We start from the raw sequence: 22,645 nt of genomic DNA, 5'->3' as shown, positions 1-22,645 counted from the left end.
AAAAAACACCTAAACCAACAACGGAAAGCTATAATCTGAATAGTAGTTAAACTTTTGCTTTCATCTGCTTGCGTATGCTTGCAACTATTTTGTAAAATAAGGTCAGAAAGGATGCGAACACAATGACAAACACAAACGCTGTATATGCAAGAATAGATACAAATCTTAAAGAAAACGCTGAAAGCATATTGAACCAGCTTGGCATAACACCGTCTTCAGCAATCCAAATGCTTTATAGTCAAATCGTTTTACAAAAAGGCATGCCATTTGAACTTCGTCTGCCGACTAATACACAAGAAAAACCGCTTGCTTTAGGTAATTTAACTCGAGCCGAACTGGATGCAGAATTACAAAAAGGCATCGACTCTATTTCGACTGGCAAACAATATAGTGCAGATGAAGTAGATCAGTTCTTTGCAAAGGAATATGGTGCATGAGTACAACTTATAACATCATCTATTCTCCGCAAGCGTTCCTTGATCTTACAGAACTATACGAATACATTCGCTTTACATTACAAGTTCCAAAAACAGCTGAAAAACAAGTCAACCGCATTAAGTATGCTATACGTTCTCTTGAGACTATGCCTATGCGATATCCTCCTGTAGCGAGGGAACCCTGGCATTCTGTGGGAATACGCAGAGTTTCAGTCGATAACTACACAGTTTTTTACCAAGTAGACGAAAACCAAATGACTGTAACAGTTATTCGTATCTTCTACTCAGGCAGAAATATTGAAAACATTGTTAACGACTCAAACAATTAATGCACGATTGGGGATAGAAAAGTACTGGCAACGTATTCACACTTTTTTGAGTGCACACTATGGATATTGGGTGCACCTTTTAACGATAGGAAAATATCGCAAAAAGGTTTAAGATTGGTTTAATAGCTTAATTCTTGAGCATAAAAAACAGCCTAGAAGCTCCCCTAGGCTGGTTGCAACGTTTCGTGGGATTTGACACTCTTTTAACTTTTGCACTAGTTTATTTTTATGTCTTCTAATCGTTCCTTTTTTTAATTATCTTTCTTTATCAATCGTTCTCTTTCAGAGCAAGTTCTATAAGCTTATCCGTGTAATCAGCCATAAATAACGGAATATTCAACATATCATCGTCTAGTTTGAGATTATTCAGCGAGAATCGTATACGTAATTTCGTTTGATTAGGGAATAATTCTTTAAACTTTTTCAAACTAGGTCTGTCTGGATTACCTTTACTAGTTAACAACGACATCCACGTGTTAACATCAAGTAATCTTCCGTATGCGTCAAAATATCTCTAAACTTTATGTCATGCTCGTAAAAGCAAACAAAGTCTTGCTTATCACAGCTACACTGCCTTTGAGAAAACGGCACAAGACCACTAGACACAACAATATAATTTGGAGCATCAATATGTGGTATGTCAACCATTCCTGAGATCTGAAAATTTCTTTATCCTGAAGCTTTATACAGTCTTTTTGCGTAGCGTATAATAGGTCTTTAGAGATTTTTACCTACCACTTTTTAATTTTGTTGCCTTTGTTTCTACATTGAAGTATGTTATCAGCAATAGGAGGTACAAATTCATGGATAAAAATGAAAACATTAATTTACCTACGAAGGTCACTATTACTTTAAATCTTGACAAATTATACAATGAACTAAAAGAAAATGGTTGGAAACCCAATAGTACGGCTAAATACTACAAGCATTACATCCTTAAACATATTGGTAAAGAAGATACTATTCTTGGACCTGATGAAAGCGTGAGATATCTAATTGATCTGCTGACCACAATTTCATCCCGTCATTTCTTATCAATGATTGAACCAGGCCCTGGTAAAGAAGCTCTTATAAAACGTGTTATACACGAATATGAAAAATAGGGATATACAAATATTATTTTTTCTTATAGCCTATAGCAGCTTTACTTATTTTCTTACGTAAAATTATCAAATACCCCCTATTTTTTCAAACACAAAAGTCTAACTTTTTTGTGGGGTACATCACATTTACATCTGATAACTATTTCTTAGTTCTAAGTAATATTATTTATTCAACTCCTATGGAATTTAAAAAATCAATAAGTGTTTTTCCTAATTCTTCGTTTTCTTTTACTGGTTTTATGCATTTTTTAGGAATGTAGCGTAATTTATTGGCTTCATCTCTTAAAATTATGAAATTTTTTTCTTCGCCTTTAGGGCAAGGGCAATTATCGAATCCGTTGTATAAAATTCCGTAGTGAGACCCATTTTCATTGGTATTTCTTACTAGCATGATTTGTTTAATTTCTTTTTCTTTTATTACTCCCTTCAAAGCATCATGTGGGTGAAAATTACCTGTAGTTATATCTACGTTATAATTGTTAGAATGTATTTTAGCTTTTTTATATTTTTCTTTTCTATTTTCCTTACTTATGATATCAAATAAGCGATTATCTCCCAAGAAATCATCTTCTTCATAATTTTTCAAATCTATTTCCGTACTTGTATTTGTATTTAAATCATCTTCTGTAAGTCCAAAAGTATATGGCATTAAAAGAATTTTGTTATATTTAATCCTGTAAATATCCACATCCACATTATCTTTTAGTTTTATTTCCCACCAATATAAATTTTTTAATAATTTTGATATAGATGCTCCTCTAGACACGTTAATTTTATTTTTAATTGTTGCAAATTTACTTAAATACTTATTCAATGTTTTTATCTCAGAATATGCTTCTCTAGCATTATTTATTTCAGCAGTTAACTCGTCTTTCGAACTACCATTACCCATAATAAACTCTCTTTCCTTCTGCGTAAAATCCACATATAAAGCCAGGTGCAAATGGTGTGCATTTTTCTTACATCAATCTTGTACACTCCACGCGTCTCGACATTACGCCTTGGACATTAGGCAAACACACTCCACGTGTGATAGTTAGGTTATATTCTATCTCATTTTTATTTCATAAAACCGCTAATTATTCTTGTTTTACATCATTATCGTCTGCACCAACTATTTTTTTGATTAGGCTAATATATGACTCAACTATAGAAAGTGCTAAAAAATAATTATTATTTCGTTATAACCTCTCTCATAAGATTTTATCTATATAGTAATGAGTTGTATTTTACCAGCTTTATTTCTGGTGTATTCCCATAAGAAAAGTCGAGATACCCTAAAATTGCTATATCATATTCTTTAGTTTCATCTATTTTATCTTCAACTCTTCCACGAAATACTTTTGTTTTATATCCCCATGTCTCATCTCTTCTTTTGGTATAAATCAATAGTTTGAAAAATTCTTCAGATGGCTCAACTCGTCCCTCTTGCTCTGCTTGTTTCACTGGCTCAACCTTTAATTTAACTTTACCATAGAATATAAAAACTTTACCTTCATATTCTTTATCTAACCGCATACTAAAACTCTTTCTTGGGATTGTTCGTTGTATTGAATTGCCCCCGTTAGAACTTTTTATAATAAGTGGATTATCTCTTTGTGTGTGACTATTTATCTTAATGTCTGTTGATGTGTCTCTATTCATCAGCATATTTAATGCTGATTCGAGCTTATCTTGAATTTGGTCTTCATTAATTGTTTTTACATACTCAATTATTTGTTTTTTAGTAGCATAATCATAATTATAGGAACAGTTGTCTAAATGATTCGAAGTAGGCTCTTTTGATAAGTATTCACGGTTCTTTGATGTTTTGTGTGTAAAAGCTAGTCTGGCTTCTTTACATTCTGGACATCTCATATTTCCTTTATAATAAGATATGTCACCGTTATTTTTTTCATAATGCTCTTGAACTTCATCTAATTCATGAAATTGAACGTCTTTAACAAAATAAAAATCATCAAATTGTTTTCTTTTCACCATCTTACCTCATTTATATTTACAATTTTGTGTTATCCTCTGATGTACTATAACATAACTTTATTTTTTTGAACTATATTTTCTGCTCTTTCTAACATTGTCCTCATTAAGATTACTTCTACTTGATTTTTCTTTTTGAACCTTATTAAATACTTCCTCTGTAATAATTGCTTCATGATTGTCTTTTAGAAGATAATAATTTTCTTTATTTACTGAATCTAATAGTTTTACAGAACCTGTATATTTTTCATTTTCTAACATGGTTTCAATACTTCTTTTTGGCCATTTGTTTTTCCCTGTTGGAGATTTAATATTTTCTTTTTCAAGTTCTTTGACAATGCCTATGATACTTTTCCTATCTAAGTACCAATTAAATATTTTCTTGACTATTTTTGCTTGTTGGAAATTTATAATCAACTCTCCATTTTCATCATGATTATAGCCATAGCTCTTTCGATTATAAAGTTTTGATGTGCCTTGTGCTGCTCTTTGCTTCAGACCCCATTGTATATTTTCACTTCTCTGTTCGTTTTCTGATTGTGCTAATGATTCCATAATGGATATGATCATATCTGTATCATCTTCTTGGCTATCTAGGTTTTCTTATTCAAAGATAATTCTTGCACAGGCTTGTTTTATTACTTTTAATACTTCTAAAACATCTACTGTATCACGACCAAAACGACTCACACTTTTTAGTAAGAATAATATCAAGATTACCTTTCTCACACTCATCAATCATTCGATTAAACTCGTTTCTTGAAGATCCAACCTTAGCTGAAGCAACATCAAGAAAAATATCAGCAACAAACCAAGTCATGTGAGAAGCAGCAAGACGAGTAAGACCAGACACTTGAGTCGAAAGACTATCCAGCTGCTCTTTACGATTCGTACTCACACGAGCATAAATACCCACAGCATAATCCTTAATTACACGCTGAGGATGGATGACTATCACATCTTTATTTAGCTCATCTATCTTATCCATAGCCATCTCTCCTTATTTTTAGACTAACGAAACTTAGATTTCTTCTCCATGATAATTAGCCTAAACCTTATTTTCCCACTTCACCAGCTGGGTGCAAAGTGGCGAATCGACTTGCATGAGCGATTAAATATAATTCGCGAATGCACTTCGATTCGCTGAGCTTGCTCAAAGTTGAAAGCACAGTGTGCTTTCAACGCGAGCGAAGTACGTTAACATCCTGTGCACTCGACCCTAGAACGTTGATATCTTCCCTCAAACAGTCAAAATACGTTCAAAAACCGAGCAAAGCCAGCTTAAATCCACCACAGGCTAAACCCTTTAACGATAACTCTCGCTAAGCCCTGCTACACAAGGGCAAATTTGCACTCACCTAATCAGACCTTGACATCAATACAACGCTTTTGACGTGCGTAGAGTTTTTTGCTTAAAAGAGAAGAAAACAGTCTTATAAAATCTTATGCGTCTACTGCGGTTCTTCTCCATGGGTGCTACTTGATAACGAGAACAATATCGGTAAGCACAATACCAACAACTACGCTTACCCATGCCAAACTCGGCGTAAGAAGCCAAGCGAGAACACCAAAGATCAGCAGTCGAAGCAGTACAACAATAACCAAGAAAGGCCAACTTTTTGTTAGGCATTTCTGTTGATCAGCCTTCAATGCGCCCATCAGAACCATAACCGCAGCCGCCGCGCAAGAAAATAGCATATTGCCCAAGAATATGACGAGTAGCGTGCGCCAGCCATCGATAGTACAAAGCATCCACCATTGCAGCATCAATGCAAGCAAAAATGTGACAACATCGCATACTGCTTCCATCAGCATATTCGCAACGATTAACGAGGAGAATGTTAAAGACGTACTTCTAGGAGTGCCTGTTTTACCTGCGCTCGCATGCTGTAATGCAATCATGTTTCTCGCCTCGGCGCGCTTTACGCGCTCTTCTTCAAGCATTTGAACGCCAAGCTCAACCGATTTCTTTGAAGCTTCCTGTAATTGCGCATCCGTCATACCTGGCTGCCAAGGCTTTTCAAAAACAAACAGCAACACACTAGTAATCGCTGCGCCAATAATAATGCTTAGCAGCGTAGTATTGGAAACAAGCAATGAAGCAATACCAGAGGTCACCAGAAGCCTGAGCACAAAATCGATGATTCCGATGAGCAAATCACCAGACCTGTCATCTGGTCTACGATGCCTGTCCCACTGCAGATACGCTGTGCTTAGCAGAGAAAACACCACAACACTCAACGCGAGTATGACCACAGTTTCCCAACCTAGTACGCGGTGCCCCACGAACTGCTGTACGAGCAGCGAAATAATAAGCGTGCAAATGCTAGCAACAGTTTCTGTAATCACATGACCCCAAAAAGCATGTTTGAAAAGCACTGGTCTTACATTTGTCTCACTCATCATCTAACCCTAGGAAAGGCAATTACGAGTAATTGGCTCGATACCGAGAATACTTTCCAAAAACTTAGCTCCATCAGAACCAAGATGAGCTAGAAGCTCTCCTCGCTTAAATGCTTTCCAGATAGCCGACACAGTTCTATATATTTGCTTCGCTCGCTTCAGCCAACCAAGTGCCTTAGCAATAGGCACACCATATTGAAATACAAACGAAGCTATCGCTAATGCACATCCGACCCAATTAACCATCGGCGCGTAATGTCCAATAGAAACCCTATTCCTACGCATCAGTGACTTAAACGTTAAGCCATGCAATGCTGCATTTAAGCGTGTTTCATAATTTGAAGTTGTACGTGGATTAGCATACTGCAAATCAGCAGGCACTGATTCAAATGCACGGATCAACGCATCCAAGTCTGCATCTGTCATAGTTGTAGTAGAAGATAGGCTACCAGCAGCATATGTGAAGTTACCGCGCTCTGTCAATGTGTTAGCGGAAGACACTTCAGCTGAACACAATACTAGTGAGATACTAATAATCGGTACAGATAACATTTTCGTTGCTTTACGCATCATTCTCTCTCCTCAAAAATCAGAAAACCCGAATTGATCCGCATTGTTAAGATGCGCGTCGGGTACTGTTATTTGCGTATGCTACACCAATGAGAGTATTTTATTAAATATTGCAAACTAACACAAATTTTTCTTTCTAACAAGATTATTTAGTCTTACACTCACCTTCACAAACACAAACAAATGTCAGAACGAAAACGCTACAACAGGCTGCAGGCACAGTAGAAATCATCAAAACGCTATTGCGATTCAGTGCGATTTGTAAAGGAGCGCCACTGATTCTGTATGGCTCGACTGCTTCATCTTAATGTCGAGTGTATAGACAGATTCGTGCTCGTTCGCAGGAATTGGTCAAAGCGCATTTTTTGAGGAAAACACACCGATTTTACCCTTGTCTGTTCTCGGAAACAGGTCAAAGGCCATGTTCCTACCCATGATATGCAAATCCGTAGATTTGACGTTCATTTCAAGACTTCACTCTGAGGAAATAAGTCCGAAATCCCATCGTCTTGACATACCTATTTGTGAAACCAATACTGTACGTTGAATGTCCGTTTTCCTCTATTCGATATATGGTTTCTGTCTCCAATGGTCGCTTTTTAATCTTCAATGTTCACTTTTTTATATTTCTGGTTCCTGCTGTTTGGCCTATCTGGTATCGTCATTTCTATTTTTCCTGCACTAAGCAAAGGCTTGATATATTTTTCAGAAAAGTTTCTTCTACCGGTCAGCCCCATAAATTCTTGCATTTCTTTCCGACTACGAGGAACGATACAAAATTGAAGGAGAGCTTGTATCGTAACTTGCTCCTTTACTTGTTCCCTATCTTGTTCCCTATCTTGTTCCCTTGGATCAAGTTCTTCGGTCGGCCCGACCTTGGCAGTTGCAGCCTCAGAAAGAGGAATCACTGTCGTAAAAACATCTGCCTCTGTAAAGACAGGCTCTCCACCAGAATACATCTTCGTGTATTTATAGCTGTTGCGCATACCGCTTCCCAGTTCGTCAGCAAGACCTATCTCACGGAACACTTTTGCTATCGGCGGATTCTTTGCGAATGGCTTGAATGTGTTCAGATTTAGGTTGCCATGTCCATGTGCAAGGTTCGCATTCTCTGTTGTAATCTTATTCCGTTCAATGACAAGCTTCGGTACATATCCACTGGAAAAATCACGATGCATGAGCAGGTTGGAAATAATCTCACGCAGGATTTTATCTCTGGCGCTTATCCGCTGGACACCATCCAATGTAAAAACATCATTCAGATGCTTCTTTCCAAATTCCATCAGACGATCATAACTTTCAATCAGGTTTGTGATCACCACATCCCTGTCATCATAACGATCAACATTGAACACTCTGAAAATAACGTCTGTCTTATGCTGAGGTAACACGGACATGATACGGTTATCCGTACCAAAGAGCAAGACTGCCGCAAGTGTGATACCTTCTTTGTTCGTTTCCGGATCCTCAAGTATGAGTCCGCAGCTTCTGAGCATTTCCTCATCCGTCATGTCAACCCACAGATGGTGCGCAGTATTCACTCTCGCCATTCTCCTTGCTCGATCCATAAGATCATGGCGAAGGCTTGAAACCGGGATGGCAGTGTGGGAGACTTGATCTGTCTATACAAGCGGGACGGTCATTTTGCTTTCGCTTCAGCATATCTATCTTTGCCCCACCAATTTGGCATGAGCTCCTTCAACGTGACAGTCTTCCGCTGTTCAAAGTCCTCCATAATCTCCATTTTTTCATTTTCTTCATTCAATTGATAAAAGAACTCTCTACACGCTCCACAAGGCATACCGCTTCCCGCGCCATAAGGTGCCTTGTCGCGGAATGCGATAAAGCGCTTCACCTTCGTCTGTCCGCTATTCACATACATATTAAGAGCGGCCACGCGTTCTGCGCACAAATTAAGAACACCACTGCAGCTCTCAATGCAGAAACCCGTGAAAATTTCTCCGTTTTCAGCTTCTATTGCACATACAACATGATGTGCGTAAATGAATGGAGAAACTTCCTCTGGATGAAATTGTGGCTTCGCCTTTTCATACATTGTATCCCAAATATCCATATATTCCTTTTCTCCTAAAATACCTGAATTTATCGCATAGGCCTTCCTATTCGCATATACTACAGTTTCATCATGATCTTTCCTGCCGAAAACTATTATCCGAATTAGGCATCTATCTCACAGCTACAACTACACCAACATCTAACTCGGCAACTCAACATAGTGACATCTATTAAGGCAACTCAACTCTCACACTTTTTGACCGATTACCCTAACTAATCACCGGCTAAACAGGACGGACATTGAGCCTGACTTTAAGATTCATAAAAAGAAGTGACTATTACTGACAGAGATCAGTAATAGTCACCCAACGTGAGATATTCAACTATTGACTTGAACCAAACAAAATTCAATCAGTCTTTCGAAGGACAGTCTTAAGCGAGATCACTGTGACACCAATAACAAAAGAGGTAAAACCAATTCTAATAGCAAGTGTGCCATCCCATATTAAGGCAATCAGCATCGCGATTAAGGCAACCGTCAAGCCGAATGTCGCTACTTCACGGCAAAAACGAACGAGCTTGTCCATTATCCTTAAACACCTCCTCGTACACATACTAACAATCAGGTTTCATTTTACCTTTTGAGCTATATTTCCCCACTTCACAGGGTGGGTGCAAAGTGTGTGCACTTTTTAACGTTAACATCCTGTGCACTCGACCCTAGAGCGTTGATATCTTCCCTCAAACAGCCAAACTTGAATTTATATATCTACTGTTTTAATAAGTTTGATTGCCCTTGATGATACTAACTCGTCTTGGCTCATTTCCAAAAGGCTCTTTTTATCTACCCACTTATAATTAACCGTTTCTCCTTTTTGAAGAGCAATTGCATTTTTCTTACAATCGGTTACGCATAGATATTCAACATAAAGAGAGTGGTAAACATCCTGCACAAATCTTCCGATCTCCATAATTTTTGAAGCTTCAATACCTGTTTCTTCTTTTAATTCTCTTACTGCACATTCTAATGGTGTTTCATATTGCAATGCAGAACCACCTGCTGTCAACTCCCACATTCCACCGAATTTCTTTTCAAAATCTCTTTGCATAATAAGGTAAGTACCATCTATATGTTTAACAATTACTTCGCCCACCAAATGATACATGCCGTCAGGAATTGGTTCTCCTCTCACTAATGTAATATTCTTTAATTTATTAAATTCTTTATCATACGCATCCCAAATCTCAGCCATAAAACCCTCCATAAGGCCTGATTGTCAATTTCATTAAATATGAATTTTATCTTTCTCCAGTGGATACAAAGCCATTGTTCACTTCTACATAAAGCTTACCAATCTCAATATCCATGATGAGCACTTGATTAGAATCAGATTCAACCTCACAAACTTCCACATCATGTGGCAAACTCACAACAATTTCAGGCATACCCTGAGTAAACCACCTCAACCAATTCGAAGCTGAAACTTTTTTAGTTTGAATAAGCCTTATAACATTTTGCGCTTCCTCAACCCTCAATATATCTTGTTCACAGTTAACAAAGCTCACACCAAAAGTATCAGCACGTTTCACCGTTAAACGAACATCTTTCGTCTCTGCAATAAACTTCTTATTATCCATTACTTACGTTAATTAGATAAATAAATACATAAATTACAATTGAACTAGTATAGAAATATTCTATTTTTCATATAACATAGTAAAAGTAGTGAATACAGTACGAGGAGGTATTTTGTGAAGAAAAGATATATGTTGAGAAATATTTTTAAAACCAAATATAATTTCCATAATATTGTTTTAATCGTTTTCATTGGACTATTAGCAGGTTTCTTATCAGGATTGTTCGGTGTAGGTGGAGGAATGGTGATAGTTCCTGCATTAACTGTTTTTATGAAATTTGATCAGCGTCATGCTACTGCTACTTCTCTTGTTGCCATAATTATAACGTCACTTTGTGGAAGCATTGTTTACGGTTTAAACGGCAAAGTGTCATTTTTATCAGCATTTTTTCTAATAATAGGTTCAGTTTTCGGATCACAAATTGGGGTATATTTTTCACATATTTTGCCTAAAAAAATATTTCCTTGGTGTTTTACACTTTTTGTATTACTAGTTATATGTTCTAGTCAAGTTTGGATTCCGTTAAGAAATGTAGATTTTAATGTTAGTTTTTTAAAAGCTATATGTCTTATATTTATAGGCGTTGTTTCTGGTATTTTTTCAGGTATTTTAGGCGTTGGTGGCGGAGGAATTATAGTGCCATGCGTGCAACTTTTGCTCGGCATGGGAGACCTTATGGCAAGAGGAACTGCTTTGCTTGTCACGCTTCCTACAGTTATAAGTGGTAGTATTGCTAATGCTCGTTACCATTATACTCATTTTACTGAAGGAATTATTATCGGTATTTTTGCGACATTTACTGTAAACTTAGGAGCAATAATTGCGCGCAGTATTTCACCTTTTATATGCAATATATTGTTTTGTATTTTTTTGTTCAGTGTATGCTTACAAATGATATTAAAAACAGGTATTTTAGCTAAGAATAAGCGTTAAATATGTAAAGTCTTTGACTTTTATTTATTTGAAAAAATAGTTTTGAATATAAAAAGTGGGGCTTAGATTTAAGCCCCACGATATAGAAGAATGTTATAAAGTAACTTTTTACAATTATGCCATTTGAGTAACATCTCTTTTTGCTTGTATAAATTTTATTATCATGTTTTTTGCGTGATAAATAATTACGCAAACTATACTGTATATCATCACTTCACCAGCTGGGTGCAAAGTGTGTGCACTTTTTAACGTTAACATCCTGTGCACTCGACCCTAGAGCGTCGACATCTTCCCTCAAACAGCCAAACTGCGCTCAAAAACCGCGAGAACCCAGCCTAAAGCCGCCGCACGCTAAACCTTTTAACATTCAACCGCGCTAACCCTTGTTTCACAAAGGAAAAACGAATCAACTAGGCTGCAAGCACAGTAGAAATAATCAAAACGATATCTTGATTCAGTGCGATTTGTAAAAAGCGCCACTGATTCTGTGTGGATTGAGAGAACTCCTAGTATAGCTACACTTTTTTGAGTGCACAGCATGGATAGTGGGTGCATCTTTTAACGATAGGAAAAGCTATCGTTAAAAAGTTTGCCATTTATTAACAAATCCCAAATGCTTCAAATCCACTAACGGATATTTATCAATTATCTTTGATAACTTACTAGAAAATTCCTTGTAATGTTCGTTTTCAGCTAATACTTTAAGATTAAGAATACTAGCAAAAATAGTATTATTCGATACACCTTTCTTTAAATACTCTTTATATAATTTTGGTGTCTTAGTTAATTTTGAACCATATAATCTACCGTAGTGAGCACAAATATTTCTAACATAAGCTAAATTTTCAATCCATGACTCTAAATAAACGTAATCAACGCCAAATGTTGTTGCAATTGCTTTTTTATCATCATTCTTCATATTCTTATACATTTTAGAAAGAGTACCAAAACTTGCTACTTCAATAGCAGCATATAAAGGAATCTCCCCTCCCTCATAATTATCCTTAAAATTACGTATAAAAGGCGATTTCCTATTCCTATTAATTTCTCTTTCTAACTCATCTAAAGTATTCTTCTGATAATTATTTTTCGCATAGTTATTAAGATTCTTATAACCAAAATTCCCATATTTTAATGAAAAGTAATTAGTGATTACAGCCCTTAAATAAACTTCTATATGCTCTATCAACGAAAATAAAATATGACGAAACTCCATATCAAATAGATATAACTCGACTATATTCTCAAAAGTAGTACCTTCTATGTATCTACCATCTTCTTTTAGAGTTATACTATATGCTTTAATGAGGCGATAGTAAGAAACCCTATTAAGTACATCTTTAGCATAACTTGTATCTTTTATCTCTAATCCCAAAGACACTAAATTTTCTATTTGCTTATCAATGCTTATAGAAGGTTGATAGGATTTCTTCATATTTCTCTCCTCAAAAATCAAAAGACCCGACTTGGTCCGCATTGTTAAGAGGCGCGTCGGGTACTGTTATCTACATATGCTACACCAATGAGAGTATTTTATTAAATCTTTCAAACTAACACAAATTTTTCTTTCTAACAAGATTATTTAGCCTTACACTCAACTTCATGAACATAAACAAATATAGAACGAAAACACAAACTATCACAGAGTACTAAATATTTTGCCCTTTATGATTTGACGACATGTATTTCACGCACCTCGCTTTCCAATCATTTTCACTAACGCAAGCAAACGCATCCGTCACAGCCTGCAAACCTAAACTTTCAACATATTTACAAGCAATACTAAAACTATTATCAATGCTAATCTCTTCATTTACTAGCAAACTATACTTTGCATACACAGAAGGAACAGCAGAGCCAATATCGTCAAATAAAAAAGGATTCATATCACTTAAAAATGAAGTCAATCCTTCACTTTTATTTTCTTTCCAATAATGATTTAACGCGTAATAAATCATAGAAAACAATTCAAACTTATTCACAACTATTCCTCCCACGGATCATTATTTAATCCTGTCCTATCATGCCCTAATTAGTTTTTCACTATGCTACTTCAATCTTCATATTCAACAAATTGAGTTTTCAAAAAATATAGTTAATGAATGCCTTAATTATAATTCCCAAAAAAGCGCGTCATTTGTTCGTCAATGCGCCTAATCCCCGTCCTACAAATAACACCTAAACCAACATACTGTATAAAACACAAAATTTGTAAGTAATAAGAAGATGACTTTTACCTACTTACAACAGTATTAAATATGTATATGATTGCAACATCTATGTTCATATCAGATTTAAGCGTTTTCTTCTATCATTTTGAGTGATGTGCCATCTTCTGTTTTCCAATCAACTTTACCATTGGTAGTCATACCTAAAACAAATGAAGCTGCATATGAAGGACTCTTAAACAGATAATTCCTAGTCAACACACCATCTTTTATCTCATTATTTTGCTTACAACGCTCTCTAAGTTCTTTGATTACATCTGGTATAGATCCAGAATCCGTCTCTTCTATCTGACTACCAGCCAAAACAACAAAACCTTCATTAGTTCTTTTGCAATACGCTTCAATATTTCTTTGAGACCTCTTGATTTTCCTAGAAAGACCTAAGATTAATTCATCATCATGCTCTTCAACTACAGATTCCGGTGTTTTCACTAACGGCACAAAAATCCTATATCCTAATACGCCAAGCATTATCTTAAACTGCTCAACGTAAATCTCTAATTCAGCTTCCTTTTCTTCAGTTACATTACCAGGATTAGGATCATTTCCATTTTGAACCTTATAACGATTTGTATCGATTGCTAAATTAGTAAACTTATTTTCAAGATAGCTTATTTCAGTTGGACCCCAAGAATTACCGCTAGTTGTAAACATAACAGCTTCATTAAAATAAAAGTCATCTTTCAAATGTTCAGCGACTCTGAACAAAACACCTTCGCCATTCTTCCTAATACCAGCCTGTCCAATATAAACCGCATCTTCATCAAAATTGTTCTTACCGAATAAAAAATAAACACCACTCTGTTTTAACTGTTCCCTATCTTTGCATTTATCTAAATAAATTCTAGGAATTTTATATGCTAAACCGCTCCAGCCAGGCATCGTGCATTTAATCCTGCCCGTAACATCGCCATCCATCAAAAATATATTTAAATTCTTGCTGCTATTCATAATCTATCTCACCATCTACAGATTTATGCTTATTATACTTAAAGAGTAGGGATTTTAACAACAGCTAAATCACATCTAGAATCTCGAGAACCCAGCCTAAAGCCGCCACGTATTAAACCTTTTAACGATAACCCTCGCAAACCCCTGCTACACAAGGGCAAACTTGCACCCACCTATTAAGCCCTAGACATCAATACGACAGTCTCAACGTGGATTGAGAGAACTCCAAGTATAGCTACACTTTTTTGAGTGCACACTATGGATAGTGGGTGCACTTTTTAACGATAGGAGGGAGCTATCGTTAAAAGGTTTAAGACCTGCTTAATAGCTTGATTATTGAGCATTGAGATGGACCCAGAATTTCGGACACACTAGGCGACAAGCTGAAACGAGTGAACACTAGGTATATCATGAAGTCTTGTCTGTACGTGGAAACATATCCACATGCTTTTTAACGATAGCATAAGGTTATCGCTAAAAGGTATTACCTCGACAAACTGGGATCTAGTTTCATTACGTGTTGGATACAATGAAACCTTGTCCTTGAACTCTGAAACTTTGCCTTTATAACTCTGAAACTATTGCTCTGTACTCTGAAACTTTGACTTTCCATTCTGAGTTTTAACCTAACACTTTTAAATCTAATGCTTGATATTCCTTTTACTATTTACGGCTTATATCTGAGACTATACTTCCAGCAAATCATAGAAAGTCCGCTCATCTATGATTTCTATATCTTGCCCCTCAAGTTTTAACTTTTCTGCTTTCGTATGCTTTGAAGACTTCTCACCTTTAAGAATTGCATTGTAGTCATTGTCACCAAGTATCAGATAGTTAGTCTGCTTATTCACGCTATTATCTAAGATACCTCCGAGATTCACTACAATCTGCATCGCATCTTTGCGAAGCATTTTCTCAAGCTTACCGGTGAAAACCACATGTCGATTATAGAAAAATCCATCTTCATCAATGATCACTTCAGTAGGCTTAATGGCTTTGATATCTATCCCCTTACCACCGTGACTTCCGCTAACAGGCCATAAATCTTCAATAGCGAGATTCTTATCAGCCATACTAGATTTTACAGCATCATATAATTCTTTTGTTGATACGCAGTCAGATAAAGCACGATGTTCGTTATTATGTAAGCCTAAGTAGTCAGTTAAATCGGAGAGTCTGTGATGCTTCAACTCAGGATACAGTTTACGAGCAAATTGCATCGTATCCATATACTGATTAGACAATTGTTCCTTAAAGCCTTCATTCAAAAAACGCATATCAAAAGAGGTGTTATGACCAAGGATAATGTCATCAATGCTGTAATAAAATCGTCTATGTCAAAGTTTGGTTTAATCAACTGGTCATAACGATCTACAATTTCATTGTTCCTGACCCTTAAAATACCAATTTCAATAATTTCATCGTAATACGCAGATAAGCCGGTCGTTTCGGTATCCAGCACACAGTAATCATCAATGAGTTGCTTAGTGTAATTTGAGTTTGAATTGGACATAAAAAGCACCTCCTTCATCTATTGAAATCAGTCTAGCACTTATTATATCTTGAAAGCTAAGTGCCTTAAGCATAAAAACAGGTCGATTGTAATAATTGACCGGCTGTTTTAACTATTTTTTATAAAGATTTTGTCAGCCTTTTTCGCGCAATTACTACCGTTAGTGTATCAGATTAACTATTAAAAAACTCAAGAATTAGATGCAATTATTTGTAGCATCATTTTAGATATTTCTTTTGGAGACGGGCGATTTTCCATTTGCATCCATTCGGAAAGAAGATTCCAAAGTGCACCGGCACCGACAAGCAGTGCAGCTTTCTTTTCAAAGATGCTATCGTACAAATTTTGATTTCCACGAACGGTGTCATAAATCACAGGTAAGGCCCGATTGAATTCTTCCAGCAGATAATAGAACAGATGATTCCGCTGCAAAAGACGCAAAAAGTTGATCTGTTTCTCCCAAAAGGTAAAAAACACTTCCACAATCTGCTCCAGTGTATAGTGCCTGTCTTTTTGAAAATAAGTAATGTAGTCCTCACATCTTTCTAAGAAGCATTGCTGTAATACCTGCTCCTTCGAATCAAAGATCCGATAAAAAGTTCTCCTTGATAAAAGCGCATGTTCGGCGATTTCTGTTACGGTAATACGAGCGTAGTCTTTTTGGCTCATAAGATCCAACAAGGACTGCATCAACCATTGACGGGATTGCTCAGCGATGGGATTCTTTTCCTTTTCTACCAAACTCATTTTGGTCCTCCTGTCACACTTTTTTGGGATTGTAGCACTTGAACTTCTTCCATTAACAATCATGTCTTTTTGAATATAATATAAATTAGAAAGTGACACAAGTGAGACAGATAAAGGAGACTCAATTTTATGAATACAATAAATACGATTGTTTGGCTGTTCCCGGTTATTTTTATGCTGCATGACTTCGAGGAGATTATTTTTGTGGAGGCATGGAAACGGAAATATAAAAGAAAAATACAAACAACAAAAATGAAGAAGATTCCATTTGCCGATTTGGGAAGCACCCCGTCATTTTCCATTGGTGTATTGATTGAATTTTTCATTATTTCAGCTTTATCGCTCTCTGCTTGTATCTTTGATTGGTACTTTTTGTGGCTGGGATTATTTTTTGGATTTACCATTCACCTGATTGTGCATTGTATGTTGGCGTCGCAATTTAAAGGCTATGTACCCGGAGTGGTCACCGCAGTCCCGTTACTTCCGTTTTGCTTTTATATCCTTTGGATTTCAAATAAATTCCTTTCTTTTACCACAGCTCAATTATGGATCAGTTGTGTAGTAGGCGCTATTTTGATGCTCTTAATGGTGGCTGTTTTGCATAGATGTATGAAATCGTTTGAAACTTTTATCAAGAAGTGGGAAGTTTAATTACCCACAAATAGCAAATTTTTAAGGAGGTCTTTTGCATGGAGTTGGAATTTAAACAAGGTATGTATCACCTAAATCCTGATCCTAATTTTAACTTTCAGCTTAACCGTGTCATTCTTTGGGATGGAGGGGATTTAAACGATGTGATGCAGGCTGCCAAAAGGATTACAGACAGCACAAGCTGGAAACAGGAAATGATTTACCTTGGGGATCATGCACTCTCTCAAAACAGAATCCCTCAGGCAATTGCATATTACCAGATGAGCGAATTTTTTGATGGAAATCCTGGCAACAAGGAATACTATATAAAAGCCACGGAACTGTTTTATGAGTATTACCATTCTTATTTCGATGAGGGACGTGTCCAGATAATTCAAGTTCCATATGAAGATGTTATGCTGCCAATCATGGTTGCAAAAACTCAAAAACAATGTAAGGGCACCATTCTTTTACACGGTGGTAACGATTCATGCTTTGAGGAAATGTTTTTGCTGATGTTATATCTTTCTGAACACGGGTATGATGTATATCTATTTGAAGGTCCTGGACAAGGCAACGTTCTTCGTGTTCAAGGGAAACACTTTACATATGCTTGGGAACGTCCGGTCAAAGCAATATTAGATTTCTTTCACTTGAATGACGTCATTATTATTGGTGTTTCTTTGGGAGCTATGCTGGCCCTGCGTGCTGCTGCACTTGATAAGAGAATTACAAGGGTTGTATCTTGGTCTGTTTTTCCGGACTTTCTTGACGTGGTTCTCGACCAAATACCAAAAAAGGTAGCCGGTATCGTTCGGTTTATGTTGAAACATAATCTTCGCATCGTTCTCAGCCCTATTCTTTGCATGATGAAATTGATACGGAAGAATGACCCATTATTTCAATGGGGTGTCAATCATGGAATGTACGCCTATGGAGCTGACAGCATTTATGATTATCTGAAGAAAGTGAGTAAATATCAGATTATGGATGTGGCCTCCATGATTGAACAAGATGTATTGATTCTTGGTGCCAACCAAGACCACCTCGTTGATTACCGAATGATCGGCAAAGAAATCAACGCACTTACCAATGCGAACTCTCTCACATTTCGCCTTTTTACTGAAAAAGAAAATGCGGGAAATCATTGCAATTTAGGAAACGCCAAACTGGCTTTAGATGTGATACTGCAATGGTTGACATTTTTAAAACAGCGTGATTTAGAAGTTAGGAAGAATTGAATTCATTTCAAGAATCTCATGTACATCTATCCTATTATACTCAACGTGTAACTCTTTTAACAGCAAAAAGCACGTCAGCAGCTTGCTGATATGCTTTTATTTTGCCTTCTAACATTTCCTATAAGCTTAACGCTTTAATTCTGTTTTGCTCCCATCAAGGAAGGTAAACTCAATCTTTCCATCTTTATGTACGGTTAGATAGTCGACCATGCTGAGCCAGACGTTTTCATCGAAAACTGTTAACAAGTCCTGCTTTTTCAAATCCTCGATAAAATATTCAACTTCATCATGCCTCGCTTGCTTATTAACAATAGTAGCTTTGACTTCTTTAAGCCTTGATTCTACAGTATTGAACCTGTTCACTAGACTCGTATATTTTTTCTCCCACATATGCTACGGTACATTTCCTTTTGCATAAATTTTTCCCACTTCACCAGCTGGGTGCAAAGTGGGTGCACTTTTTAACGTTAACATCCTGTGCACTCGACCCTAGAGCGTCGACATGTTTCCTCATACAGAAAAATCGCACTCAAAAACCGCAAGAACCCAGCTTAAAGCTGCCACACGCTAAACCTTTTAACAATAGCCCTCACTAAGCCTTGCTACACAAGGGCAAAAATGCACCCACCTATTAAGCCCTTGACATCAATACGACAGTCTCACGTGTATCAAGACTACCCTTATGATAACCATGCATCAATAAAAGAGCCTTAACGTTCATTGCAGGAGAGAAACTGGCAAGGGGAATGTCGTATGATGATAAAAGTCTAAGGCACTACAAACTGGGATTTGGATTTTACTTAAAATTGTATTATTTTATTAGCGATATCTTCTACAAATCGCTTATCGTGTTCCACAAATATGAGTGTAGGCTTTGCTTCTTTTATAATTTCCTCAATCTGTATTCTTGATATTACATCTATATAATTCAGTGGTTCGTCCCAAACAAATATATGAGCTGGCTTTGAGAAACTTACAGCAATTAAAACTTTCTTTTTTTGTCCATCACTATAATTCTTCATATCCATTTCAAATAATTCTCTTGAAAAATCTAATTTTCTTAGAATTGTTTTACACAATGTTTCATCAACATCTTGCTTGTGAATATATTCATTTAGGCTACCTGTTAAATTAGACGTGTCTTGAGGAATATACGAGATTTTTAAATTACCCGCTAATTTTATCTCACCTGTATACTCGTGATTTATACCTAATAAAATTTTAATCAAGGTTGATTTTCCGCTACCATTACCCCCATATATAGCCACTATGTCGCCTTGCTTTATCTCGAAACTTACATTACTTAGGATCTGTCTCTCTCCATAGCATGATGATAACTCGCTAACCGATATTAGAGGATTTTTATGATGATGTAGCGGATGCAGTAATAGACTTTCCTTTATTTCGATATCTTTTAGTAAACTCTGTTTTTCTTCTATTGCCTTGTTTTGTCTATTCTCCAAATTCTTAGATTTTTTCATCATCTTGGCTGATTGATGACCTATATGTCCTTTGTCTGGTTTTACACCTGATACTTTCACACCATTTTTAGTATTTTCAATTTTATCAGACCAAATTTGACTTTGTCTTGCAGACTCTTTTAATCGTTTAATATCTTTTCTTAATCTCTCATTTTGACTAATTTCAAATTGGTCTTTCATCACTTTGTTTTCATACCATGATGTAAAATTTCCCGATTGGACATCAATAGAATTCCTGTTAATAGAAATAACATGATTGATACAACCATCTAAAAAATCTCTATCATGAGATATAAGCAAAAATCCTTTTTTACTTTTCAGATATTCACTTACAATTTTTCTTCCGTCCATATCTAAATGGTTTGTTGGTTCATCAATAAGTAAAAAGCCATCTTCTCTTGTAAACAAAATAGCTAAAAGGATTTTTGTTTGTTCCCCTTTAGAAAGCGTTTCAAACTCTCTGTAAACAAGGTTCTCATCTACATTTAGCAAACTGAGTTCTCTAAATAACTTCCATTCTTCATCATCTGATATTAGTTCTTTATATAACTCAATTCCTAATTTTGAAGTATCGCTTATATTTGGTGGAAATTTAATAAATTCAACATCCTTGCTTATTTTACCTTGATAAGTTTCTTGATTTAAAAGTAACTTAAATAGAGTTGATTTACCGATTCCATTTCTTCCTATCAATCCCGTTTTCCAGTTTGTATCAAAGGAAAACGATACATTTTTAAATATGGGTTTTACATATCCATAATATGAAAAAGTGAGGTTTTCAATTTTAATTACTGACATAAAACGCCTCCCTAAATTATCATTTACCGCCCGGGTGCAAAGTGTGTGCACCTTTTAACGTTTAGTTTTTCCTGTATTACTACGGTTATCACTGCTTTGCTTTTTCAGTTATTTCAATTCTCGATTAGGTAATTTTCCAGTTCTCAAAGCAACAGTAACAAACTCAACCTCTTGCAAGCACTTCTCGCAAAGTTCATAACCTTCATTGAAGTTCACTCTTGACCTAAATGTGCTAGCAATGAATTCGCATGGTGAGGTGATCCTTTCAACTACACCGCACCGTTCGCACTCAGCATACACATTCCCATCCTTAATCGGAATAAACATTCCATGATCTTTCTCATTTCCCATGACGCTAACATCTTCGAAATCATCAAATTTTACATAGAGCATATACGGCTTCCTCCTTTATCGGTATGTCTATATACGCTCTAATTCCAACTTATATCAAGTTTTATTGCTTCTTTTTTGATCTATATGTCTGCTACTTCGCAATAGCTTTCCCATTAAGACAGTGCACCATGTAATGCGCAAATCCATCGTTTTTACAATTTACCTTCTTCTTATCTGAAACCTCGGTGACACCATTCTCACAATCTACTTCAAGGCTTGCATCCTTGGTGATTGTTCCTTCTAAAATACTCATGCCATTTAACGTATCAAGCGTACAAACATGAGTTACTTCTACGTTTGTTGCTGAAGCCAGCCCATTATAACATTTAAGAAAGACATCATCCGCCTTCAAATTAACAACTTCTACCTTGCCATTGTTCACTTCTACATAAAGCTTACCAATCTCAATATCTGTGATGAGCACTTGATTAGAATCAGATTCAACCTCACAAACTTCCACATCATGTGGCAAACTCACAACAATTTCAGGCATACCCTGAGTAAACCACCTCAGCCAATTCGAAGCTGAAACTTTTTTAGTTTGAATAAGCCTTATAACATTTTGCGCTTCCTCAACCCTCAATATATCTTGTTCACAGTTAACAAAACTCACGCCAAAGGTATCAGCACGTTTCACCGTTAAACGAACATCTTTCGTCTCTGCGATAAACTTCTTATTATCCATTCCTTAAGCACCTCCTCGTGCACATACTAATAATCAGGTTTCATTTTACCTTTTGAGCTATATTTTCCCACTTCACAGGGTGGGTGCAAAGTGTGTGCACCTTTTAACGTTAACATCCTGTGCACTCAACCCTAGAGCGTCGACATCTTCCCTCAAACAGCCAAACTGCACTCAAAAATCACGAGAACCCAGCTTAAAGCCGCCGCACATTAAACCTTTTAACGATAGCCCTCGCTAAACCCTGCTACATAAGGGCAAAAATGCACCCACCTAATCAGCCTTTGACATCAATACGACAGTCTCCACGTGGATTGAGTGAACGGGTAGTATATCTACACTTTTTTGAGTGCACACTATGGATATTGGGTGCACTTTTTAACGATAGGAAAAGCTATCGTTAAAATGTTTAAGATTGGTTTAATAGCTTGATTCTTGAGCATAAAAAACAGCCTAGAGAGGATTTCCCCCTAGGCTGACTTTTGTAACATTTCAAACGCTCACATTCTTTTGGCTTTTACGATGCCCTTTCAATATCCACACTAATCTCTGATTTAAAAGTTACGCTGAACCTA

25 protein-coding genes and 2 pseudogenes are annotated in these 22,645 nt (G+C 36.3%); 6 read left to right on the top strand and 21 right to left on the bottom strand.

Annotated elements, in window-relative coordinates:
* The first annotated feature begins 122 nt into the window (after positions 1–122).
* Both P0108_RS03245 and P0108_RS03240 read left to right on the top strand, forming a co-directional pair.
* Positions 123–437: a type II toxin-antitoxin system RelB/DinJ family antitoxin gene (locus P0108_RS03245; protein WP_064621864.1), complete on the top strand. Its 315-nt coding sequence runs from the start codon at positions 123–125 to the stop codon at positions 435–437.
* Positions 434–766 carry a type II toxin-antitoxin system RelE/ParE family toxin gene (locus tag P0108_RS03240; RefSeq protein WP_064621866.1) on the top strand — a complete coding sequence of 111 codons (333 nt, stop codon included), beginning with the start codon at positions 434–436 and terminating at the stop codon, positions 764–766. The genes P0108_RS03245 and P0108_RS03240 overlap by 4 nt, the downstream gene beginning before the upstream one ends.
* Before the next feature lie 268 nt (positions 767–1,034).
* Here the strand turns inward: P0108_RS03240 and P0108_RS03235 are convergent.
* Positions 1,035–1,202 (bottom strand): annotated as a pseudogene (locus P0108_RS03235) (ATPase); the annotation flags it as partial.
* Between the two features lie 367 nt (positions 1,203–1,569).
* Here P0108_RS03235 and P0108_RS03230 point away from each other — a divergent pair.
* Positions 1,570–1,869 carry a hypothetical protein gene (locus tag P0108_RS03230; protein WP_102704472.1) on the top strand — a complete coding sequence of 100 codons (300 nt, stop codon included), beginning with the start codon at positions 1,570–1,572 and terminating at the stop codon, positions 1,867–1,869.
* A gap of 166 nt (positions 1,870–2,035) precedes the next feature.
* On the opposite strand, the gene P0108_RS03225 is transcribed toward P0108_RS03230, so the two are convergent.
* From P0108_RS03225 to P0108_RS03175, 11 genes are all read right to left on the bottom strand, one after another.
* A complete protein-coding gene (locus tag P0108_RS03225) occupies positions 2,036–2,761 on the bottom strand; it encodes a hypothetical protein (protein ID WP_102704473.1) in 726 nt (241 codons plus the stop codon).
* 311 nt (positions 2,762–3,072) lie between these two features.
* The gene (locus P0108_RS03220; protein ID WP_102704474.1) at positions 3,073–3,849 is read right to left on the bottom strand and encodes a hypothetical protein; all 777 of its coding nucleotides are present in this window, start codon (positions 3,847–3,849) and stop codon (positions 3,073–3,075) included.
* A gap of 57 nt (positions 3,850–3,906) precedes the next feature.
* Positions 3,907–4,401 carry a recombinase family protein gene (locus P0108_RS03215; RefSeq protein ID WP_180963745.1) on the bottom strand — a complete coding sequence of 165 codons (495 nt, stop codon included), beginning with the start codon at positions 4,399–4,401 and terminating at the stop codon, positions 3,907–3,909.
* A gap of 115 nt (positions 4,402–4,516) precedes the next feature.
* On the bottom strand, positions 4,517–4,834 hold the full coding sequence (locus P0108_RS03210) for a recombinase family protein (RefSeq protein WP_473730747.1): 318 nt from the start codon (positions 4,832–4,834) through the stop codon (positions 4,517–4,519).
* Positions 4,835–5,322: 488 nt separating this feature from the next.
* Complete coding sequence (locus P0108_RS03205; protein WP_064621779.1) at positions 5,323–6,249, bottom strand: hypothetical protein; 927 nt, start codon at positions 6,247–6,249, stop codon at positions 5,323–5,325.
* Between the two features lie 9 nt (positions 6,250–6,258).
* Positions 6,259–6,822, bottom strand: a complete 564-nt coding sequence (locus P0108_RS03200; RefSeq protein ID WP_064621777.1) for a hypothetical protein — start codon at positions 6,820–6,822, stop codon at positions 6,259–6,261.
* 596 nt (positions 6,823–7,418) lie between these two features.
* Entirely contained in the window at positions 7,419–8,330 is a 912-nt protein-coding gene (locus P0108_RS03195; RefSeq protein ID WP_428994836.1) for a Fic family protein, read from the bottom strand.
* Between the two features lie 128 nt (positions 8,331–8,458).
* Positions 8,459–8,893: a cytidine deaminase family protein gene (locus P0108_RS03190; RefSeq protein ID WP_064621773.1), complete on the bottom strand. Its 435-nt coding sequence runs from the start codon at positions 8,891–8,893 to the stop codon at positions 8,459–8,461.
* A 349-nt stretch (positions 8,894–9,242) separates the two neighbouring features.
* Positions 9,243–9,422 (bottom strand): hypothetical protein, encoded by a 180-nt coding sequence (locus P0108_RS03185; protein WP_041160496.1) that lies wholly within the window; start codon positions 9,420–9,422, stop codon positions 9,243–9,245.
* 174 nt (positions 9,423–9,596) lie between these two features.
* On the bottom strand, positions 9,597–10,088 hold the full coding sequence (locus P0108_RS03180) for an NUDIX hydrolase (RefSeq protein WP_004136327.1): 492 nt from the start codon (positions 10,086–10,088) through the stop codon (positions 9,597–9,599).
* A gap of 46 nt (positions 10,089–10,134) precedes the next feature.
* Positions 10,135–10,473 (bottom strand): hypothetical protein, encoded by a 339-nt coding sequence (locus tag P0108_RS03175; RefSeq protein WP_102704477.1) that lies wholly within the window; start codon positions 10,471–10,473, stop codon positions 10,135–10,137.
* A 129-nt stretch (positions 10,474–10,602) separates the two neighbouring features.
* On the opposite strand from P0108_RS03175, the gene P0108_RS03170 reads away from it, so the two are divergent.
* A complete protein-coding gene (locus P0108_RS03170; protein ID WP_102704478.1) occupies positions 10,603–11,406 on the top strand; it encodes a sulfite exporter TauE/SafE family protein in 804 nt (267 codons plus the stop codon).
* Positions 11,407–11,986: 580 nt separating this feature from the next.
* On the opposite strand, the gene P0108_RS03165 is transcribed toward P0108_RS03170, so the two are convergent.
* The 5 genes and pseudogenes from P0108_RS03165 to P0108_RS03145 all read right to left on the bottom strand — a co-directional run bounded on the left by P0108_RS03165 (position 11,987) and on the right by P0108_RS03145 (position 16,845).
* Positions 11,987–12,841: an Abi family protein gene (locus tag P0108_RS03165; protein WP_102704479.1), complete on the bottom strand. Its 855-nt coding sequence runs from the start codon at positions 12,839–12,841 to the stop codon at positions 11,987–11,989.
* 214 nt (positions 12,842–13,055) lie between these two features.
* On the bottom strand, positions 13,056–13,403 hold the full coding sequence (locus P0108_RS03160; RefSeq protein WP_102704480.1) for a hypothetical protein: 348 nt from the start codon (positions 13,401–13,403) through the stop codon (positions 13,056–13,058).
* A gap of 297 nt (positions 13,404–13,700) precedes the next feature.
* Positions 13,701–14,585, bottom strand: a complete 885-nt coding sequence (locus P0108_RS03155) for a GIY-YIG nuclease family protein (protein ID WP_004113326.1) — start codon at positions 14,583–14,585, stop codon at positions 13,701–13,703.
* Positions 14,586–15,271: 686 nt separating this feature from the next.
* Positions 15,272–16,098 (bottom strand): annotated as a pseudogene (locus P0108_RS03150) (exonuclease domain-containing protein).
* Between the two features lie 189 nt (positions 16,099–16,287).
* Positions 16,288–16,845 (bottom strand): TetR/AcrR family transcriptional regulator, encoded by a 558-nt coding sequence (locus P0108_RS03145; protein ID WP_064621680.1) that lies wholly within the window; start codon positions 16,843–16,845, stop codon positions 16,288–16,290.
* 129 nt (positions 16,846–16,974) lie between these two features.
* On the opposite strand from P0108_RS03145, the gene P0108_RS03140 reads away from it, so the two are divergent.
* Both P0108_RS03140 and P0108_RS03135 read left to right on the top strand, forming a co-directional pair.
* Positions 16,975–17,496: an HXXEE domain-containing protein gene (locus P0108_RS03140; RefSeq protein WP_064621679.1), complete on the top strand. Its 522-nt coding sequence runs from the start codon at positions 16,975–16,977 to the stop codon at positions 17,494–17,496.
* 38 nt (positions 17,497–17,534) lie between these two features.
* Complete coding sequence (locus P0108_RS03135) at positions 17,535–18,716, top strand: alpha/beta fold hydrolase (RefSeq protein WP_274980781.1); 1,182 nt, start codon at positions 17,535–17,537, stop codon at positions 18,714–18,716.
* Positions 18,717–18,842: 126 nt separating this feature from the next.
* Here P0108_RS03135 and P0108_RS03130 read toward each other — a convergent pair whose 3' ends face one another.
* The 4 genes from P0108_RS03130 to P0108_RS03115 all read right to left on the bottom strand — a co-directional run bounded on the left by P0108_RS03130 (position 18,843) and on the right by P0108_RS03115 (position 22,073).
* Positions 18,843–19,106 (bottom strand): hypothetical protein, encoded by a 264-nt coding sequence (locus P0108_RS03130; RefSeq protein WP_004132019.1) that lies wholly within the window; start codon positions 19,104–19,106, stop codon positions 18,843–18,845.
* 410 nt (positions 19,107–19,516) lie between these two features.
* Positions 19,517–20,995 (bottom strand): Lsa family ABC-F type ribosomal protection protein, encoded by a 1,479-nt coding sequence (locus tag P0108_RS03125; protein ID WP_102704483.1) that lies wholly within the window; start codon positions 20,993–20,995, stop codon positions 19,517–19,519.
* A gap of 108 nt (positions 20,996–21,103) precedes the next feature.
* Positions 21,104–21,388 (bottom strand): hypothetical protein, encoded by a 285-nt coding sequence (locus P0108_RS03120; RefSeq protein WP_004114737.1) that lies wholly within the window; start codon positions 21,386–21,388, stop codon positions 21,104–21,106.
* Positions 21,389–21,479: 91 nt separating this feature from the next.
* Positions 21,480–22,073, bottom strand: coding sequence for a DUF4097 family beta strand repeat-containing protein (locus tag P0108_RS03115; RefSeq protein ID WP_004114736.1), 594 nt, complete (start codon positions 22,071–22,073; stop codon positions 21,480–21,482).
* Positions 22,074–22,645: the final 572 nt, after the last annotated feature.

It is taken from the genome of Gardnerella sp. c10Ua_244, from assembly GCF_055818055.1.
Note: the sequence above shows the minus strand (reverse complement) of the source record. Positions and strands in the feature narration are given on the sequence as shown.

Excerpts from the sequence above, each read along its gene's own strand:
- P0108_RS03245 (WP_064621864.1), top strand. The coding sequence starts at position 123 with ATGACAAACACAAACGCTGTATATGCAAGAATAGATACAAATCTTAAA.
- P0108_RS03240 (WP_064621866.1), top strand. The coding sequence starts at position 434 with ATGAGTACAACTTATAACATCATCTATTCTCCGCAAGCGTTCCTTGAT.
- P0108_RS03230 (WP_102704472.1), top strand. The coding sequence starts at position 1,570 with ATGGATAAAAATGAAAACATTAATTTACCTACGAAGGTCACTATTACT.
- P0108_RS03225 (WP_102704473.1), bottom strand. The coding sequence starts at position 2,761 with ATGGGTAATGGTAGTTCGAAAGACGAGTTAACTGCTGAAATAAATAAT.
- P0108_RS03220 (WP_102704474.1), bottom strand. The coding sequence starts at position 3,849 with ATGGTGAAAAGAAAACAATTTGATGATTTTTATTTTGTTAAAGACGTT.
- P0108_RS03215 (WP_180963745.1), bottom strand. The coding sequence starts at position 4,401 with ATGGAATCATTAGCACAATCAGAAAACGAACAGAGAAGTGAAAATATA.
- P0108_RS03210 (WP_473730747.1), bottom strand. The coding sequence starts at position 4,834 with ATGGATAAGATAGATGAGCTAAATAAAGATGTGATAGTCATCCATCCT.
- P0108_RS03205 (WP_064621779.1), bottom strand. The coding sequence starts at position 6,249 with ATGAGTGAGACAAATGTAAGACCAGTGCTTTTCAAACATGCTTTTTGG.
- P0108_RS03200 (WP_064621777.1), bottom strand. The coding sequence starts at position 6,822 with ATGATGCGTAAAGCAACGAAAATGTTATCTGTACCGATTATTAGTATC.
- P0108_RS03195 (WP_428994836.1), bottom strand. The coding sequence starts at position 8,330 with ATGACGGATGAGGAAATGCTCAGAAGCTGCGGACTCATACTTGAGGAT.
- P0108_RS03190 (WP_064621773.1), bottom strand. The coding sequence starts at position 8,893 with ATGGATATTTGGGATACAATGTATGAAAAGGCGAAGCCACAATTTCAT.
- P0108_RS03185 (WP_041160496.1), bottom strand. The coding sequence starts at position 9,422 with ATGGACAAGCTCGTTCGTTTTTGCCGTGAAGTAGCGACATTCGGCTTG.
- P0108_RS03180 (WP_004136327.1), bottom strand. The coding sequence starts at position 10,088 with ATGGCTGAGATTTGGGATGCGTATGATAAAGAATTTAATAAATTAAAG.
- P0108_RS03175 (WP_102704477.1), bottom strand. The coding sequence starts at position 10,473 with ATGGATAATAAGAAGTTTATTGCAGAGACGAAAGATGTTCGTTTAACG.
- P0108_RS03170 (WP_102704478.1), top strand. The coding sequence starts at position 10,603 with ATGTTGAGAAATATTTTTAAAACCAAATATAATTTCCATAATATTGTT.
- P0108_RS03165 (WP_102704479.1), bottom strand. The coding sequence starts at position 12,841 with ATGAAGAAATCCTATCAACCTTCTATAAGCATTGATAAGCAAATAGAA.
- P0108_RS03155 (WP_004113326.1), bottom strand. The coding sequence starts at position 14,585 with ATGAATAGCAGCAAGAATTTAAATATATTTTTGATGGATGGCGATGTT.
- P0108_RS03145 (WP_064621680.1), bottom strand. The coding sequence starts at position 16,845 with ATGAGTTTGGTAGAAAAGGAAAAGAATCCCATCGCTGAGCAATCCCGT.
- P0108_RS03140 (WP_064621679.1), top strand. The coding sequence starts at position 16,975 with ATGAATACAATAAATACGATTGTTTGGCTGTTCCCGGTTATTTTTATG.
- P0108_RS03135 (WP_274980781.1), top strand. The coding sequence starts at position 17,535 with ATGGAGTTGGAATTTAAACAAGGTATGTATCACCTAAATCCTGATCCT.
- P0108_RS03130 (WP_004132019.1), bottom strand. The coding sequence starts at position 19,106 with ATGTGGGAGAAAAAATATACGAGTCTAGTGAACAGGTTCAATACTGTA.
- P0108_RS03125 (WP_102704483.1), bottom strand. The coding sequence starts at position 20,995 with ATGTCAGTAATTAAAATTGAAAACCTCACTTTTTCATATTATGGATAT.
- P0108_RS03120 (WP_004114737.1), bottom strand. The coding sequence starts at position 21,388 with ATGCTCTATGTAAAATTTGATGATTTCGAAGATGTTAGCGTCATGGGA.
- P0108_RS03115 (WP_004114736.1), bottom strand. The coding sequence starts at position 22,073 with ATGGATAATAAGAAGTTTATCGCAGAGACGAAAGATGTTCGTTTAACG.